Origin of the sequence: Leclercia sp. UBA5076 (genome assembly GCF_002416465.1) — a bacterium.
GTDB lineage: Bacteria > Pseudomonadota > Gammaproteobacteria > Enterobacterales > Enterobacteriaceae > Enterobacter.
Window position 1 is genome coordinate 39,402 of the sequence record NZ_DIAO01000004.1, and the last position, 16,660, is coordinate 56,061.

Sequence of the window (16,660 nt, forward strand, 5' to 3'; positions counted from 1 at the left end):
TCCAATGACTTTAACCAGGTGCGTTACTGCGCTTATTGCTGCCGTATCCATTGAAATCGTCGCGACAACATTATTATCGCTTTCTGACAGTTTTAAAATTATCTCCGCTGGCGTACTGGCCATTATCTGTTATGGCGTTAGCTACTATTTTTTATCTCTCGCCCTGAGGAGGATTCATATAGGTGTGGCCTATGCTATCTGGTCTGCGGTCGGGATCATTAGTATTACCTTTATACAAACCCGTTACTTTGATTTCACCCTGACACAGGATTCGTGGATAGGTGTGTGCATGGTTATTATTGGCACATTAATTCTCAATCTTGCTATCAAACAAAAAAGATAACAGTGTGGTTTTAAATGGTTAATATATTATTTGGCTTTTTCTGGCTTTTTATTTCCGTCTCAATAGAAGTGATTGCCACCTTAATGCTGCCGCAAACCAATACATTCAAAAATACGCTGATAACGGTTCTCTGCCTGATCTGTTACGCGACAGCCTTTTTTGCCCTGTCGATGCTGATGGGCTGGATTTCACCGGTTGTCGCCTATGCGGCCTGGTCAGGAACCGGCATTGTGATGATTTCACTCCTGAGCAGCATCTTTTATCAACTGCGCAGCAGCGCCCTGGAAAAGGTGGGGATCGGCTGCATCGTCGCCGGACTCATCGTGATTGCGTTTTAAAGGATCGACAGTATGAATAGCAAACCCCTTCCATCGCGTGTGGAACGGCTGCGCGACGCCTTTTTACAGGCGAAGCCCTTTATTTCTGCCCATCGGGCTGTCAGCGTCACCCGGGTTTATCAGGCCAATCCGGGAATGGATAATATTCTGCTCAGGGCGTTAGCGTTTCGTCATGCCTGCGAGAACGCGCCTTTATATGTCGCCGAAAACGAGCTTATCGTCAGCCACCCTGCGGGCGGCGCGCGCGGGGGTGAAGTTTCGCCGGAAATAAACTGGCGCTGGGTGGCCGACGAGCTGGATAACCTCCCTTTCCGGGCCCAGGATCCTTACCAGATTGACGACGAGACGAAACGTCTCCTGCGGGAAGAGGTATTTCCTTACTGGCAAGGCCGCTCTCTGGATGAGATGGCGGAGACGCAGCTAAAAACCGTCGGGCTGTGGGAGTGGTGTCATGACGATGCGATATGCGACGTCACGATTAAAACCCAAAACGGCGGCGGTGACGCTTGCCCGGGCTACGACAATATTCTGCTGACCAAAGGGATAAAGGGAATACGGGATGAGGCGGCCGCGCACCTGGCCGCCCTCGATCCCGCCACCTCCGACGGCATCGAGGCGTTTAATTTTTATACCGCCGTGCAGCACGCCTGTGACGGCGTGATGGCTTACACCCGGCGCTATGCGCGTTATCTGCGCCAGCTGGCCGGGGCCGAGACCCGCCCCCTTCGCCGGGAAGAACTGCTGCAGATTGCCACGATTTGCGAGCGTGTCCCTGAACATCCTCCGCAACATTTTTACGATGCCCTGCAGGCTATCTGGTTCGTGCATTCGCTGTTTATGCTGGAAGAGAATCAGACCGGTATCTCCCTTGGCCGCGTCGATCAATATCTCTGGCCGTTGCTGGAGCGCGATCTCAGGGACGGGACCTTAACGCATGCCCAGGCTGAAGAGCTGCTTTGCTGCTGGCTGATTAAGATGGCGGAAACCCTGTGGATTTGCAGCGAATCGACGGCAATGTACTTCGCCGGGTATCAGCCCTTTATCAACCTCGTGGTCGGCGGACAGAAGCGTGAAGGCGGCGATGCCACCAATCCGCTCACGCTGCTCATTATGGACTGCTCCGCGCGATTAAAAATTTATCAACCGGGCCTGGCCGTGCGAATTCACAATCAGTCGCCGCAGTCCTTTATGCGCAAGGTGGTGGATGTGGTGCGCGGCGGAATGGGGTTTCCGGCGTGCCATTTCGATGATGCGCATATTCGCATGATGCTGCATAAAGGGTTCAGCTATGAAGATGGCCGGGACTACTGTCTGATGGGCTGCGTCGAGCCACAGAAAGCGGGGAAAATGTACCAGTGGACCTCCGTGGGTTATACCACCTTCACCGCAGCGATCGAGATGGCGCTGCATAACGGCCGCTCGCGCGCCGGGAAGCAGACAGGCCCCCGCACCGGCGAGGTGTCGCAGTTCCACTGCTATGAAGATGTCAAACGTGCGGTTATGGCCCAGTTATCCGCTATGGTCAGAAAGGCCGCGCAGGTCACGCTCATCGTACAAAAACTGCATGCGGATCATGCCAGAAAACCGCTGATGTCGAGCCTCATCGAGGGTTGTATGGCCACCGCGAAGGATGTCACCCAGGGCGGCGCGTTTCTGAATGCGGGGCCGGGTCTTATCTGGACGGGGCTTGCCGACTTCGTGAACTCTCTGATGGTCATCAGGAGGCTGGTATTTGAAACCTCCCGCTTCACGCTGCAACAGATTGTTGACGCGCTCGACCATAATTTTGTCGATTATGAGGCGCTCCTTACTGCATGCCTGCGGGTGCCGAAATACGGTAACGACATTGCCGACGTGGATGAGATGGCCCGTGAAAGCGTTCACTTTCTGGAAAAGGAGCATCATCAGTATCGGATGCTGTATGCACCTTTTGCATTCGGCACGCTCTCCATCTCGAACAATACGCCGTTCGGGCTAATAACCGGCGCCCTTCCATCCGGTCGCCTTGCGGGCAAGCCGCTGGCGGATGGAATAAGCCCTGCCCAGCAGACGGATTATCTGGGCCCCACCGCGATCATCAACTCGGTCAGCCGAATCAATGTTGAAGAGATGGATATCGGCATGGTCCATAACATCAAGCTTATGTACGGCATGCTGGAAACGCCGGAAGGGCAAAACAGCCTTATCCATCTGCTGCGGACAGCCAGTATCCTGGGAAACGCGCAGTTGCAGTTCAGCTACCTGGATGATGAAACGCTGCTGAAGGCGCAGCAAAACCCGGCGGAGTACCGCAACCTGATGATCCGTGTCGCAGGATACAGCGCCTTTTTCGTTGAATTAAGTAAAGAGGTGCAGGATGAGATCATCAGCCGAACCACTCAACGTCGCTTCTGAGCCGGCATCCGGCTGGATAACACATATTCAGCGGTTTTCGCTGCATGACGGACCGGGTATTCGCAGCGTTGTGTTTCTGAAAGGCTGCCAGATGCGCTGCCGCTGGTGCGCCAACCCGGAAGGGCTCAACCCTGGCTGCGAGATCTTCTGGCATGCTGAGCGCTGCCTTCACTGTGGAAAATGTGCCCTGCACTGCCCGGCCGGCGTACATCGTTGGGTGGACGGTGTGCACACGCTTGATCGCTCGCGTCAGTGTCAGGGTTGCAGGCGATGCGAAGAGTGCTGCCCGGCTGGTGCACTTAATGTGACAGGGGAAAAACTGACCTCAGAGGCCGTTTTTAACCGCGTCATGGCGGATGAAACCTGGTTTCGTCAATCCGGGGGCGGCATCACCCTCAGCGGGGGTGAAGTGTGCACTCAGCCCGAGTTTGCCAGACAACTCATGCAAAAAATTAGCGCAGAGGATATTCACACGGCAATTGAAACCGCCGGATACGCCCCGTGGCGCGCCGTTAAACAGATCGCATCGGTTTGCGATCTGATTCTCTTTGACCTGAAAAGCGCCGATGACGAGCAGCATAAACGCTATACCGGGGTGAGTAATACGATCATCCTGCGTAACCTTGAAAGATTATTGCAGGGAGATCGACAGATCGTTATCCGTATCCCCGTTATTCCAGACTTTAACGATAGCCCCGAACAGGCTGAAAAATTGTTCATGCTGATACATTCCCTGACCTGGCACCGCCCTGCGTTCAAATTTATCGAATTACTTCCCTACCATCGTTTTGGCACCGGGAGATATGCCTTACTTAATAAGGCCTACGAATGGAACGACTCTGCTGCACAAGTAGAAAACTTCTTACAACATACCCACAAATATAACCTACCGGTAAGGGTTTCAGGGGTAATGGTGGGCTAACGAAAAGAGGTAATCATGTTAAATAAACCAGAGAAGAGTTCTGAAAAAAATAGTTTGGTTCTCGAACGCCGCGTCGTTATCGGTACGCTCTTTTTCATGTTCGTGATTTATGCTGCACTGCTTCTGACGCAATTTAACTAGCGTGCGGCATCATTGTGCCTGTGACAGGCTTGAGTAAATAAGGAGTTGTAATGAAGAAAGTTGTGGCTGTCATTAGCCTGGTGCTATTGAGCCTCACCGTCGCCGGATGTTCAAGCGATTATGTTTTACAGAAGAAAAATGGTGAGATGATTATTACTCACGGCAAACCCGAAGTTGATGATGATAATGGCCTCATTACTTATGAAGATATCGCGGGAAATGAACATGCGATCAACCGGGATCAGATTATCCAGATGATAGAGAAATAACGTAGCACAGCGGGCAGAGGATCGCCGGAAACTCTGCCCTGCTTACATGCTCGTTCAGGAGAGAGGCTAAAGAGGATGAAGAAGATCTTATTTCCCCTCCTCCTTTCAGGCGCGTTGTTTATTCATGGCGATTCAGGCGCCCTCTGGCAATATCGCTCGGGCAGCCAAAAGCCGATCCTCCCGGAAGCGAATAAGGTCGTCGTCGATCCGGCAAAAATCAACGCCACACGCAGGCGCTCACCTAAAAAACATCTCAGACGCTTCATTTCCGGTATTACCCGTAAACGACAGCAGAAATAATCTCATCCGCCCTCATGCTTGCAGCCAAAAAAGGGGGCGCGTGTTTAATAGCCTTACAAAGTGAAGATAAAATCAAAAATATATCCAGAAGAAGAATAATCTGAATTATCCCTTCCAGAAAGGTGCGTTCCGTCACAGTGGCTACGCTTTAAATTCATTGATAAAGGAGGTCGGGATGACATCAGGAAACACCACTTCAAAAAACTACCCACAACCCCCGTTTGTGGAACAGCCGCAGCAAATGCCCGGACTGGCGTCAGAGATGAAGCCAATCCCCGATCATGGCGAGACGAGTTATACCGGCTCGGGCAGACTTTCTGGTAAAAAAGCGCTGATTACCGGCGGCGATTCCGGGATTGGTCGCGCGGTGGCGATTGCCTACGCCCGTGAAGGGGCAGACGTGGCCATAGGCTATCTGCCGGAAGAGGAGTCCGATGCGGCAGCCGTTATTGCCCTGATTCAGGCGGAAGGACGCAAAGCTGTCGCGATCCCGGGTGATATTCGGGTGGAGTCGTTCTGTGAGACACTGGTTGAGCGCGCCGTGACGGAGCTCGGCGGGCTCGATATTCTAGTCAACAATGCGGGTAGACAGCAGTTCTGCGAATCCATTGAAGATCTGACCACCGCCGCTTTCGACGCGACCTTCAAAACCAACGTTTATGCCCCCTTCTGGATCACCCGCGCCGCCCTGCGTCACCTGACGGAAGGCGCGGTGATTATCAATACCTCTTCGGTTCAGGCCTTTAAGCCCAGCGAAATCCTGCTCGATTACGCCCAGACCAAAGCCTGTAACGTGGCGTTTACCAAATCACTGGCAAAACAGCTTGGGCCGAAAGGGATCCGCGTGAATGCCGTGGCGCCGGGCCCTTACTGGACGCCGTTGCAGTCAAGCGGTGGTCAGCCGCAGGAGAAGGTGCAGCAGTTCGGGGCAGATACGCCGCTGGGCAGACCGGGTCAGCCCGTGGAGATTGCACCGCTGTATGTTCTGCTGGCATCTGAAGAGTGTTCCTATGCTTCCGGTCAGGTCTGGTGCTCTGACGGCGGTACCGGCGTAGCCTAATTCTGTTGCCTTTATTTTGACGCGCCTGACGACGACAAGACTTATTATAAAATCCGTTATCCGAAGCGGTAACGGATTTTTAAAGCTGAAAAGCCGTCCGGCGCAAAATTATCAACTATTCTTAGATCGTTGATTTTTGTTTTTTATTTCGGTCAGTTTTACAGCCTTCCTCGTTATAAATGACATCATCCGGTCCCTGAAGGGCTTAAACGTTCACGTTGATAATGTTTCCTGTTTTTCAATCAGTTCCTGGTTCCGAACGCAAAGATTAATTAAAGGACAACAGCTATGACTCACATTCATGAACACGCCACGGTTAACACAACCTATCCCGATTCGCGGCTGCCCCTGCCCACGACGAACAGCAGTGCCGTATCATGGGGCGCCATCTTTGCCGGCGCAGCGGCAGCGGCATCCCTGTCGTTAATTTTGCTAATGCTGGGCACCGGGCTGGGCCTGACAACGATTTCACCCTGGGAAAACCGCGGGCTCGACGCCGGCACGGTGGGCATTGCCGCCATCGCCTGGCTGACGTTCACGCAAATCGTGGCGTCTGGCATGGGCGGCTATTTAGCCGGGCGACTGCGTACCAAATGGGTCGATACCCGTACCGATGAAGTCTACTTCCGCGATACTGCCCACGGGTTTTTAACCTGGGCTGTCGCTGCACTGGTTTCTGCGGCGCTGTTTACAAGCACCGTGGGCGCCCTGATTGGTGGCGGCGCTAAAGTCGTGGGTACCGTTGCCGGCGGGGCTGCGACGGCCACAGCAGCTGGCGCGGCGGGTATGGCGAACAGTTCGTCTGAGGCGCCGGGTTCATCCATGGACTATTTTGTAAATTCGATGTTCAGGGCCAGTAACCCTGCCACACCGGCAAACGGTGCTACCGATCCTGTTGATCCAACCGCTGCACCTGCTCCCGCCACGCCAGCCGCACCTGCTGAGCCATTAACGCCTGCGCAGGTAAGTGAAGTGACCGGTATTTTTGCCAACAGCATTTCCACCGGTACCTTACCGCCGGAAGATCGTCAGTATGTCGCCCAGCTGATTGCACAAAAGACCGGTATCAGTCAGCAAGAAGCTGAGCAGCGTGTACAAACCACCTATGACAAAGCCCAGGCTAAATTAAAAGAAACGAAGGAGAAAGCGCAGCAAGCTGCTGATGCCGCACGTAAAACCACAAGCTATCTGATGCTCTGGACATTTATTGCGCTGCTGGCCGGTGCTTTCGTTGCCAGCCTGTGTGCGACCTTCGGTGGTCGTCAACGTGATTTATAATTCTTAATTAAGCAGGAGGTTTAAAATGCGCTCACTATTACTCTTCTTTTTAGGCGTACCTATTCCAATCATTATCCTGATTGCACTGTTCTTCCATTAATCGCTTTTTAAAACATAAATGCCCTGACGGGCATTTATGTTTTTTTCTTTTTTCACCACACCTTCATCCGGCCACGCGATTTATCCGTTGCGGATCCTGCCATCGATTCCCGGCTGCGGTTTACCAAACAGATAACCCTGCGCGAGATCGCAACCCAGCGCCTGGAGACTTTCCAGCTGTTCCTGCGTTTCGACCCCTTCGGCAACCGCCTTCATATTAAGGGACTTCGCCATCCCGGTAATCAGTTTGATGATGGTCAGGGCATCGTCCTGGTCAGAGATCGAATGGACAAAGGATTTATCGATTTTAATTTTATCGAAGGCGAGCTTGCTCAGCCGCGAAAGGGAAGAATACCCCGTACCAAAATCATCAATGGAGATTTGCACGCCACGGGCTCTGAGCGTGTTGAGGGTATTGAGCGGAGTATCGTTATCGGTAAAGAGAGAGGATTCCGTCACCTCCAGCTCCAGACGATCGGCCGCAAGCCCTGTCTCTTCGAGAATGGAGAGCACGATGCCGGCAAAGGCTTTGCTGCTGAGCTGGATAGGCGAAACATTTACCGAGATTTTTGCCGGAACCGCCCAGGTCGCCGCTTCCCGGCAGGCGAGTTCAAGCACCGACCTTCCCAGCTCATTAATCATGCCTGTCTTTTCCGCAACGGGAATAAAGCTGTCCGGCGACAGAAGCCCCTTTAATGGATGCACCCAGCGAACAAGGGCTTCATAGCTGTAAATTTCCCGGCTGAACGAATCGACAATGGGCTGATAATAAACCACGAATTCTTTATTCGCTAAGGCCATCGCCAGATCGTGCTCAAGGGTTCTGCTCTCCTGCAGCTTTTGTAACATGATCGGCCGGAAGACTTTTATCTGTCCGGGGCCCTCTTTTTTGGCTTCATACAGGGCCAGATCGGCAAATTTATAGAGAAAGTCGGAGCGGCGCTCCGTGTCCGAGATAACAATGCCGACACAGGTGGCGATATTAATGATGGTGTTATAAATGGTGTACGGCTGGTTGATAGAAGCACATATTTTTTGCGCGCGCGAAACGGCGCTACTCTCTGTCAAACCGCTCGAGAGAAAGGCAAACTCATCCCCGCCTAAGCGATAAAGGGTATCGGTCGTCAGGCTCATGGCAATCAGGCGTTCGGAGATCTGGCGCAGCAGCATATCGCCAACATCATGACCGTAGGTATCATTGATCTCCTTGAAGCGGTCCAGATCAAACAGCATGACGGTCACAGATTCATTATTTTTTTCCGCCACCTGAATGATTTTCTTTATATTTTCCCAGAAAAACTGGCGGTTATTCATGCCTGTCAACGAGTCATGGTAAACGTCATATTCCAGCTGTGTATTCTGGATTTGCAGTTTCTCCTTAGATTTTTGCAGCTCTTCAGCAAGGCTTTTGACCTGAAGATGCGCCGTCAGAATATTTCTGTTCTGGAAGAATATCAGCACGCCAAGAATGGCACTCAAAATGATTAACAGTAGAGAAGCCGCTGAATAAATATAATATAACGTTTGTATTTTGAGATTAGCTTTATTGATCGAGTTAATATCATTGTCTAACGCACTGGATGACAGGCGGCTTAAGGGGGCATCAAGCAGGTGCATTTTAATCAGGTAGGTCTGGAGCGCTGGACGGTCCATTTTCTCAAGGTTAGCGTCCAGATCTTTGAGAATATTTTCTATATTTACCGCCAGTTCATGGTGCGCTTTATTGCTGGCAATATAGCGCCCCAAATCACCTTCTTTCATTAAACCGCTCTGGCTGAGCATAATGTCAAGACGCAGGCGCACGTCGTCAATCGTCAAAGCGTCAATACCGTTGGCGTAAAGACCGAGCGTTGATTCGAATCGATAAAATTCTGATACCAGCTGAGCTGCGGACCATGAGTCCGTATAGTGCGTCAGTTTTTGTAACTCTTGTTGCCTCTCGTGCACAAGGAAAGAGATATATCCCGTAGAGATAAAAAGGAAAAAAATGATGCCCGCCAGTATCCTGTTCATGTTGCGCTTCTGAACTCCTACTCAATATTCATTTTGCTGACCTGCCATGCCGATCGTGAATAATAAATTTGATTATTCAGTTCGTGCAGACTGTCATAGGGATACACAATGAATAACGGGCCTTTGTCACGGATACGCATGTATTCACCGTTGACTTTCAAGGCAAGGATAACGTTGTATTTTTTAAAATCACTGAGCGGGATAACGGTGGTGTAGTCATTGAGCGCAATGACCTTAGCAACGGTGCCTTTTGCCCCAACGTAATCCATAAGCTTTTGCAGCGGCACGCCCGTAAAGGTTGTGCGCCCATTATACCAGGGTGAAGTAGTCTGGAAACTGACCATCCCGAGTTTCTCAAGGCTGGCGACATCGAAAACGGCTTTCCCGTCTTCGTTTGTATTTTGTATATTACCGGACAGGGTTAAAAGGGCTTTACCGGCGGGTTTGGGCAGTTCACCTGCCCAGGCATGGGTGGCAACCACAACGCTTAAGAACATGACAATAAACCGCATACTAACCTCACCTATCTGCCGGATATGAAAGAATTATAATTTAGTTAACGTGCTATTAATATATGCTCCTTGCCTATTATTGCAGCAACAAAACCGTTTATACAATAAATCATTAAAATCAATAAGTTAAATTTTCCTTCTTATAAAAATGATTAACTAAAGTCTGTACATTTATTTCATTTAGAGCAAATTTTATTGAATCTGTACAAAAAACAATCTACCCACTTATATAATGCAATTAAACACACAAGAATATAAAGGTTTTATTTTTTATCCCTGCTCAGTAGAAGCGAGATGACAGCGGGAGAATGATGACCTCCTTCCCGTTCAGAAACCGTTTTTTTCCGGCTGCTGCCGCTTCTTGTTATCAGCGGCGATAACCAGTGCTATTCCGGCCAGCACCGCCAGCGTGCAAAGCAACATCCGCAGATCCGGTACCTCACCAAGAAATAACACGCCGCCTGCCGCCGCGATACACGGAACGCTCAGCTGCAGGGTGCTGGCGGTTGCTGAAGAGAGCGTGGTGACCAGGGCATACCAGAGCACGTAGGCAACGCCAGATGCCAGCCCGCCGGAAAGCAGGGCCAGGATAATGCCGCTGGCGTCAATATGGACTGGCGTCTGTCGTACCAGGCTCAGGAGGAGAATAACCGGCAGGCTGAGGATGAAATTACCGCTCGTTGTTCCCGCCGCAGCCTGGATATTTTTGCCGCGCAGCGAATAGGCGCCCCACGCGAAGCCAGAGGCTACCATCGTAATGGCCGCCGCAAGCGGAGGCGCGGTCGCCCCAGGAAGCAGTAATGTAATAATGCCCCCTACGGCAATGAGTATCCCGCAGGCCTTATAGCCGCTCAGTCTCTCGCCTTTTACCACGCTCCAGCCGATCATACAGACCTGGACTGCGCCAAACAGCAGCAATGCGCCTGTCGCCGTATTGAGCTGAACATACGCCAGCGAGAAAAACAGGACATAGGCGCACAACAGCAGGGCGTCGATAATTTTCCAGCGTATCTCTTGCAGCCTTCCCCGCGCCAGATGCCAGACAAACAGCACTGCCGCTCCCCCCAGTAATCTCAGCATGCTGAAGGTTTCAGGATCGGCATGGCCGTTCTTCAGGGCTACGCGGCAAAGAATGGAGTTCGCTGCAAATGCAGTTAAGACAAAGAGAACCAGCAACAGCTTTTTCATACCCTTCCTGAGAGAGACCGTTCCGGACCGACGGTGGGATCGTGAGTTTGTCTATTTACTTTACTGTAAAACCGCACTTTTGCGGACGCGCATCTCCACCGCCCAACGCAGGGATCAAAAAAATTCGCTGACTTGGTTGCATAATAAAACCAAATGGCGCACAGTTTATTTAGTTTCATATTAAAACCACTATCTCCCATTACGAGGTACGACAATGACTACGCAACGTTCAACAGCTTTAATTACAGGCGCATCTTCCGGCATTGGCGCGGTCTACGCCGACCGTCTCGCCGCTCGCGGTTACGATCTGGTGCTGGTGGCCCGCCGGGAGGCGCGTCTGCTGGCGCTGGCGGAACAGCTCAGGCAGCGCTATGGGGTAAAGGTCACCCCCCTGACGGCGGATCTTACCGATGAAAGCGGGATCCGCGCCGTGGAAGAGATGTTGCGCAACAACGCCGCTATCGACACCCTGATCAACAATGCCGGTACTGCGCAGATGGCGCCGTTCCTCGCGGGAGATGTGGCGCAGCATCAGGCGATCAATATGCTCAACACCACGGCGCTGATGCGTCTCACTTATGCCCTGCTGCCGCGTCTGGCGCAAAACAACCGCGGTACCCTGATTAATATCGCCTCGGTACTGTCGATCCATGCCCGGGCGGGCAGCGCGCTCTACAGCGCCACCAAAGCCTGGGTGCTGAATTTTACGCGCGGATTACAGCAGGAGTTTGCCGACAGCCAGGTGCGTATCCAGGCGGTATTGCCCGCAGCCACGGCCACGGAGATTTGGGAGCTGTCCGGCATCAGCGCCGACGATCTGCCCGCCGGGTCGGTGATGACCACCGACAATATGGTGGATGCGGCGCTGGCGGGGCTCGACCAGGGTGAGCTGATCACTATCCCGCCGATGCACGATGAAGCCCTGTGGACGCGCTACGAAGAGGCGCGCCTGGCGCTGTTTGCCAGCGCCCGCACCGGCGTACCCGCCCCCCGCTACCTGACGCGCTGAGGATTGCGCGGATCGCCCCTCTGGCTCAGAGGGGCGTTTTAGCAGGCGACGGTCAGCGCGTTAAATCCCGAAATTTGCGGTATATTTTCTCTTTACCTTCTCTCACGTTGATAAAGGGATAAGACAATGCCGGTCGACTGTATTATTACTGCCGCAGGACTCTCCTCCCGCATGGGGACGTGGAAAATGATGTTACCCTGGCGCGAGGGAACCCTTCTGGATGCCAGTATCAACAACGCCCTGCAGTTTTGCTCGCGCATTATTCTCGTCACCGGTTTTCGCGCCCAGGAGCTACAGGCGCGATATCAGCACCGGGAAAATGTCACCCTGGTTCATAATCCCGATTATGAAAACGGACTGGTCAGTTCGGTGATAACCGGTGCCCGGGCGGTGAGCACGGATTACTGTTTTATTACCCCCGGCGATCTGCCCTGCCTGGACGGGGAGATTTACCGCCAACTTTGGGCATTACGCACCGGGGGGGCGATCCTGCCGTACTATCACGGTACGCCCGGCCACCCTGTTTTGATTGATCGCGGCAGCCTGCAACAGGCGATCTCCCGTCCGGCTATCCGCAGCATGCGCCAGGCCCTGATGGAGGGTAAACACCAGTGCGTGGCCCTCGATCGCCCGGAAATTATTGTTGATATCGATACCCCTGACGATTTCAGAAGCGTGCAACAGGGGAGTTAACGCTCCCCGCGTCACGTTACTATTATGCTGTCGCGGCTTTTTTTACTCTCTGGCATAGTAAAAAAAGGCCACTAACCCAACAGGATAAGAACCATGCTTGAACTCCGCCCGAACTGCGAATGGTGCGATCGTGACCTGCCTCCTGATGATCTGGACGCGCGGATCTGCTCCTTTGAGTGCACCTTCTGCGCGACCTGCGCCGACACCCACCTTAATCATCGCTGCCCTAACTGCCAGGGGGAGCTGGTGCGTCGCCCGGTGCGTCCGGCAAATAAGCTGATGAACGCGCCTGCCTCCACCGTGCGGGTTCATGCGCAAAAAAGCGCCTGACCCGCCTTCTGATGACGAGAGAAATCATGATCCAGCTGCAGACTATTCCTGCTCCGCGTACTTTCACCGATGTGGCTCCGGTATTGCTTACCGATGCCACCCTGCTTGAGCGCAAAAACAGGGTGCTGGCCCGCATCAACGAGGCGGGCTATGATGCCCTGGTGATCTATGCCGACAAAGAACACGGCAGCAACTTTGAGTATCTGACCGGGTTTGTGCCGCGCTTTGAGGAGGGTCTGCTGATTCTGGAAAAGAGCGGCGCGGCGACGGCGATCCTCGGCAATGAAAATCTCAAGATGGCCCGCCATTCCCGCATTCCGGTTACCCTCAGACACTGCCCGTTTTTCTCGCTGCCCAATCAGCCGATGGATAATGAAACCTCGCTGGAGTCGCTGTTTCGCGAAGCGGGTCTGCATGCGCATGACCGAATCGGGGTGGTGGGCTGGAAGATGTTTACCGCAGCCGGGGCGGATAACAGGCAGCTTTTCGATCTCCCTTATTTTATCGTCGAGGCGCTGAAAAACAGCACCGATGCGACGCTTGAGAACGCCACACACCTGTTTATCGGCGGCGAAAACGGCGCCCGCATCACCAACAACGAGAATGAAATCGCGCATTATGAATATGGCGCGAACCTGGCCTCGACCTGCATCCTGAACGCCATGAACGCAGTGGAGCCGGGGATCCGCGAAACCGAGCTGGGGGCGCGGCTGGCGGCAGAGGGGCAGTATCAGACGGTGGTGACCATTGCCGCCGCCGGGCAGCGCTTTGAGAAGGCAAACTTCTACCCCACCTATAAAAAGCTGGTGCGCGGGCAGCCGCTGTCGCTGACCACCGGGTTTAAGGGTGGGCTGTCCAGCCGGACCGGGTTTGTGATTGCTGACGAGAGCGAGCTGCCGGACGGCCAGAAAGATTATCTGGATCGGGTGGCGAAACCCTATTTTGCCGCCATCGCCAGCTGGCTTGAGCAGATTAAAATCGGCATGCCGGGCGGCGAGCTGTATGCCCATATCGAACAGGTGCTTAATAAAGCGCAGTATGGCTGGCATCTTAATCCCGGGCACCTTAGCGCCGACGAGGAGTGGATGTCCTCCCCCATCTACCCGGGCTCTGCCGAGACGCTAAAAAGCGGCATGATCCTGCAACTCGATATCATCCCCTCTGTTCCCGGCTATACCGGCGTGAGCGCTGAGGAGAGCGTCGCTCTGGTGGACCAGGCCTTGCAGGAGAAAATTCAGGCGGCGTACCCGGAACTGTGGGCGCGGATTGCCAGCCGCCGGGCATACATTCGCGAGGTGTTAAACATTAATCTGGCGGATGAGGTGATCCCGCTGTCGAATACCGTGGGTTATCTGCGTCCGTTCCTGCTGGCAAAGGAGATGGCGTTTACCTGTTGAAGTTTGTTTCTGCCACTTTACAGGCCCGGCAGCGCTACGCTTGCCGGGCCTTTCAGGGCATAAACCTTACTGCAATGCTGCAAGAATGCGGTACGCAGCCTTGACCCGCTCGCTGTTGGGGTAACTTTTATTCGCCAGCATCACAATGCCGAGGTTCTTCTCCGGGATAAAGGCGATGTAGCTGCCAAATCCGCCGGTCGAGCCGGTTTTATGTACCCATGAGGCTTGCACCGGCGGCTGTGGAGGCGCGATAGCCGTGGTATCGTGGGCAGCCAGGGCATATTTATTATCCGCCTCCTGCTCCAGCGTCCGGGAGGAGACCGGCCAGTTGAGCATCTCCCAGCCCAGCCCCTGATACATCTCGCCTACCTGCCAGTAGCGTGACTGGGCAATCTCCACCCCTTTCTTCAATGAGGCGTCTTTAATGCTGTCCGGTTGCAGGTTGGCCTGTAGCCAGCCTGCCATATCCACGATGGAGGTTTTTACCCCGTAGGCTTCAGCATCAAGCATCCCAGGCGAGACGTGCACCGCCTTACCGTCCCGGTAGCCCCAGGCATAGTTCGCCTGTTCGCTTGCCGGTACGGTTACCCAGGTGTGGCTCAGCTTCAACGGTTCCAGCACCCGGCGGGTGAGCGCCTGCTCGAAACTCATCTTTGAGGGCTTGACCGCAAGGGCGCCGAACAGGCCGATGCTGGCGTTGGCGTAGAGGCGTTTAGAACCCGGCGTCCATGCTGGCTGCCAGGTCTGATAGTACGTTTGCAGCGCTGCGGCATCGGTCACGTTCTCCGGCACCTGGAGCGGGAGTCCCCCTGCGGTGTAGGTCGCCAGATGGAGGAGGCTGATGCCCTGCCACTGCTTGCCTGACAGCGCGGGCCAGTAGTTGCTGGCCGGATCGTTGAGGGCAATCTCCCCGCGCGCCACCGCATCGCCGCCGAGCACCCCGGTAAAGGTTTTGCTCACCGAGCCCAGCTCAAACAGGGTTTGCCGGGTGACGGGCTTTTTCCCGGCGACATCCGCCAGCCCTTGCGTGAAGAAATAGGTCTGTCCCTTATAGATGACCGCAACGGCCATGCCTGGGATCGACTGGTCGTGCATCAACGCGGTCATGGTGGGGTTCACCGCCTCCGCGATCAGCGCCTCCTCCGGGGTGGCGGCGAGAGCGGAACCAGACAGGCAAACGAGGAGCATACAGAGCAGGGATTTTTTCATCGTTATGATCTTTAGCGAAAAGTGAGAGCGCTATTTTGCAGGCCTGACGGGAAGATGTAAAACGGGCACGCATGAACCGACGCCCGTTCGCAGAAGGCTAGTTATACTCCAGCGCAAAGGTGGCAGTGGTGTTTGCCCACCCCGCCGTCACGGTCGGGTCAGTCTGTACCAGCTGGGCAACAAAGTGGAAAGGCTGGGCGCTGGCGGCATTTGTCGCGGTCACCTGTCCCAGACCCGGCAGGTTTCCGGCCTCGTTGATGTGCAGGGCAGTGCCCGCGACCGGCGCACTGGCGCCATTATTGCCGTAGCTCAGCCTGACCCCCACGCCGCTGGCGCTCGACGGCGACGGGGTAATGGCCAGCGTATCGGTGATGCCGGTGGCGGCTGGCGTGCCAAAAAAGCCAATTTTGATCTGCGCTGGCTGCGAACAATAGACCGGAATGGTCAATCTCTTCGCCGTCCCCGCCGTCTGCCCCACCCCTTTAAAATCGGCGCGGTTAACCTTGCCTAAATCGACAAAAATGGTCGGGGTGGTGACATTACAACTGCCCACCGCGCCGATATCCACGTTCATCGCCGTCAGGTCGGCGCTGATGGGCGTGCCGGTTGTGCCTGAGCCGGGAATATCGACATAGAGTTTACCGACCGCCCCCAACGGCGAAGCGTTGGTGTGGTTGCCGCTGACGAGGCTGACGTCACCGGTTTTAAAGAAGGTGATAAACGCCTTCACCACGATATGTTCCTGGTGCAGCAGCGCGGGGTTTTCGCTGCTGTTACAGACCTGCGTCTCATGCATACCGGAGCCGTCCAGGTAGTGGATCGGCCCGCCGCTACACTGGAAGCCCAGGGCATAGCCGATACCCGGAATGGCCGACTCAAACACCATTCGGCCATTGATAAAGGTCTCATTCCCGGTGCGCTCCTGTTCATATTTCACCGCTATCGCCCCGGCCTGCCGGGCCTCCTGATCGCAGCTAAAACGAAACCCGCTGCCGCTGTCGGCCATGATGCTGGTCATCTGGGTGTTGTTACGCAGCGAAGGGAGATACTTGATGTTCTGAACGTTGATGGTCATCTGGCCGGTATCGCCATTGCAGGCTGCCGCCCATACGCCAGGGCTGAACAGCCCGGCAACCGTCAAAAGTAAACAGACTAACCGCATGGT

At 54.1% G+C, this 16,660-nt stretch carries 17 protein-coding genes; 12 read left to right on the forward strand and 5 right to left on the reverse strand.

The window, feature by feature from the left end; all coding sequences use genetic code 11:
* Window positions 1-4 precede the first annotated feature (4 nt).
* The 8 genes from B3X29_RS03875 to B3X29_RS03910 all read left to right on the forward strand — a co-directional run bounded on the left by B3X29_RS03875 (window position 5) and on the right by B3X29_RS03910 (window position 7,045).
* Window positions 5-343 carry a DMT family transporter gene (locus B3X29_RS03875; protein WP_103178998.1) on the forward strand — a complete coding sequence of 113 codons (339 nt, stop codon included), beginning with the start codon at window positions 5-7 and terminating at the stop codon, window positions 341-343.
* Window positions 344-357: 14 nt separating this feature from the next.
* The gene (locus B3X29_RS03880; protein WP_156654247.1) at window positions 358-681 is read left to right on the forward strand and encodes a DMT family transporter; all 324 of its coding nucleotides are present in this window, start codon (window positions 358-360) and stop codon (window positions 679-681) included.
* Between the two features lie 12 nt (window positions 682-693).
* Window positions 694-3,075 carry a choline trimethylamine-lyase gene (gene cutC, locus B3X29_RS03885; protein WP_290503978.1) on the forward strand — a complete coding sequence of 794 codons (2,382 nt, stop codon included), beginning with the start codon at window positions 694-696 and terminating at the stop codon, window positions 3,073-3,075.
* Window positions 3,038-3,997 (forward strand): glycyl-radical enzyme activating protein, encoded by a 960-nt coding sequence (locus B3X29_RS03890; RefSeq protein WP_159339176.1) that lies wholly within the window; start codon window positions 3,038-3,040, stop codon window positions 3,995-3,997. Before cutC ends, B3X29_RS03890 begins: the two co-directional genes overlap by 38 nt.
* 191 nt (window positions 3,998-4,188) lie before the next feature.
* Window positions 4,189-4,407, forward strand: a complete 219-nt coding sequence (locus B3X29_RS03895) for a YgdI/YgdR family lipoprotein (protein WP_103178994.1) — start codon at window positions 4,189-4,191, stop codon at window positions 4,405-4,407.
* A gap of 75 nt (window positions 4,408-4,482) precedes the next feature.
* On the forward strand, window positions 4,483-4,707 hold the full coding sequence (locus B3X29_RS03900) for a hypothetical protein (RefSeq protein ID WP_159339177.1): 225 nt from the start codon (window positions 4,483-4,485) through the stop codon (window positions 4,705-4,707).
* A 175-nt stretch (window positions 4,708-4,882) separates the two neighbouring features.
* The gene (locus tag B3X29_RS03905; protein ID WP_103178992.1) at window positions 4,883-5,767 is read left to right on the forward strand and encodes an SDR family oxidoreductase; all 885 of its coding nucleotides are present in this window, start codon (window positions 4,883-4,885) and stop codon (window positions 5,765-5,767) included.
* 288 nt (window positions 5,768-6,055) lie between these two features.
* Window positions 6,056-7,045 (forward strand): hypothetical protein, encoded by a 990-nt coding sequence (locus B3X29_RS03910; RefSeq protein WP_159339178.1) that lies wholly within the window; start codon window positions 6,056-6,058, stop codon window positions 7,043-7,045.
* Window positions 7,046-7,225: 180 nt separating this feature from the next.
* Here the strand turns inward: B3X29_RS03910 and B3X29_RS03915 are convergent, their stop codons facing one another.
* The 3 genes from B3X29_RS03915 to B3X29_RS03925 all read right to left on the reverse strand — a co-directional run bounded on the left by B3X29_RS03915 (window position 7,226) and on the right by B3X29_RS03925 (window position 10,857).
* A complete protein-coding gene (locus B3X29_RS03915) occupies window positions 7,226-9,157 on the reverse strand; it encodes a putative bifunctional diguanylate cyclase/phosphodiesterase (RefSeq protein WP_159339179.1) in 1,932 nt (643 codons plus the stop codon).
* Between the two features lie 17 nt (window positions 9,158-9,174).
* On the reverse strand, window positions 9,175-9,669 hold the full coding sequence (locus tag B3X29_RS03920) for a molybdopterin-dependent oxidoreductase (protein ID WP_103178989.1): 495 nt from the start codon (window positions 9,667-9,669) through the stop codon (window positions 9,175-9,177).
* A gap of 327 nt (window positions 9,670-9,996) precedes the next feature.
* Complete coding sequence (locus tag B3X29_RS03925) at window positions 9,997-10,857, reverse strand: DMT family transporter (protein ID WP_159339180.1); 861 nt, start codon at window positions 10,855-10,857, stop codon at window positions 9,997-9,999.
* A gap of 214 nt (window positions 10,858-11,071) precedes the next feature.
* Between B3X29_RS03925 and B3X29_RS03930 the strand changes: the two genes are divergently transcribed.
* The 4 genes from B3X29_RS03930 to B3X29_RS03945 all read left to right on the forward strand — a co-directional run bounded on the left by B3X29_RS03930 (window position 11,072) and on the right by B3X29_RS03945 (window position 14,286).
* Window positions 11,072-11,866 carry an SDR family NAD(P)-dependent oxidoreductase gene (locus B3X29_RS03930; RefSeq protein ID WP_290503986.1) on the forward strand — a complete coding sequence of 265 codons (795 nt, stop codon included), beginning with the start codon at window positions 11,072-11,074 and terminating at the stop codon, window positions 11,864-11,866.
* Window positions 11,867-11,992: 126 nt separating this feature from the next.
* Window positions 11,993-12,559 carry an NTP transferase domain-containing protein gene (locus tag B3X29_RS03935; RefSeq protein ID WP_103178986.1) on the forward strand — a complete coding sequence of 189 codons (567 nt, stop codon included), beginning with the start codon at window positions 11,993-11,995 and terminating at the stop codon, window positions 12,557-12,559.
* A 93-nt stretch (window positions 12,560-12,652) separates the two neighbouring features.
* The gene (locus B3X29_RS03940; protein ID WP_103178985.1) at window positions 12,653-12,889 is read left to right on the forward strand and encodes a DUF1272 domain-containing protein; all 237 of its coding nucleotides are present in this window, start codon (window positions 12,653-12,655) and stop codon (window positions 12,887-12,889) included.
* A 26-nt stretch (window positions 12,890-12,915) separates the two neighbouring features.
* Window positions 12,916-14,286 carry a M24 family metallopeptidase gene (locus B3X29_RS03945; protein WP_236560449.1) on the forward strand — a complete coding sequence of 457 codons (1,371 nt, stop codon included), beginning with the start codon at window positions 12,916-12,918 and terminating at the stop codon, window positions 14,284-14,286.
* Window positions 14,287-14,352: 66 nt separating this feature from the next.
* Here the strand turns inward: B3X29_RS03945 and ampC are convergent, their stop codons facing one another.
* Both ampC and B3X29_RS03955 read right to left on the reverse strand, forming a co-directional pair.
* Window positions 14,353-15,495 (reverse strand): class C beta-lactamase, encoded by a 1,143-nt coding sequence (gene ampC / locus B3X29_RS03950; protein ID WP_159339183.1) that lies wholly within the window; start codon window positions 15,493-15,495, stop codon window positions 14,353-14,355.
* A gap of 97 nt (window positions 15,496-15,592) precedes the next feature.
* On the reverse strand, window positions 15,593-16,657 hold the full coding sequence (locus tag B3X29_RS03955; RefSeq protein WP_159339184.1) for a fimbrial protein: 1,065 nt from the start codon (window positions 16,655-16,657) through the stop codon (window positions 15,593-15,595).
* Window positions 16,658-16,660 lie beyond the last annotated feature (3 nt).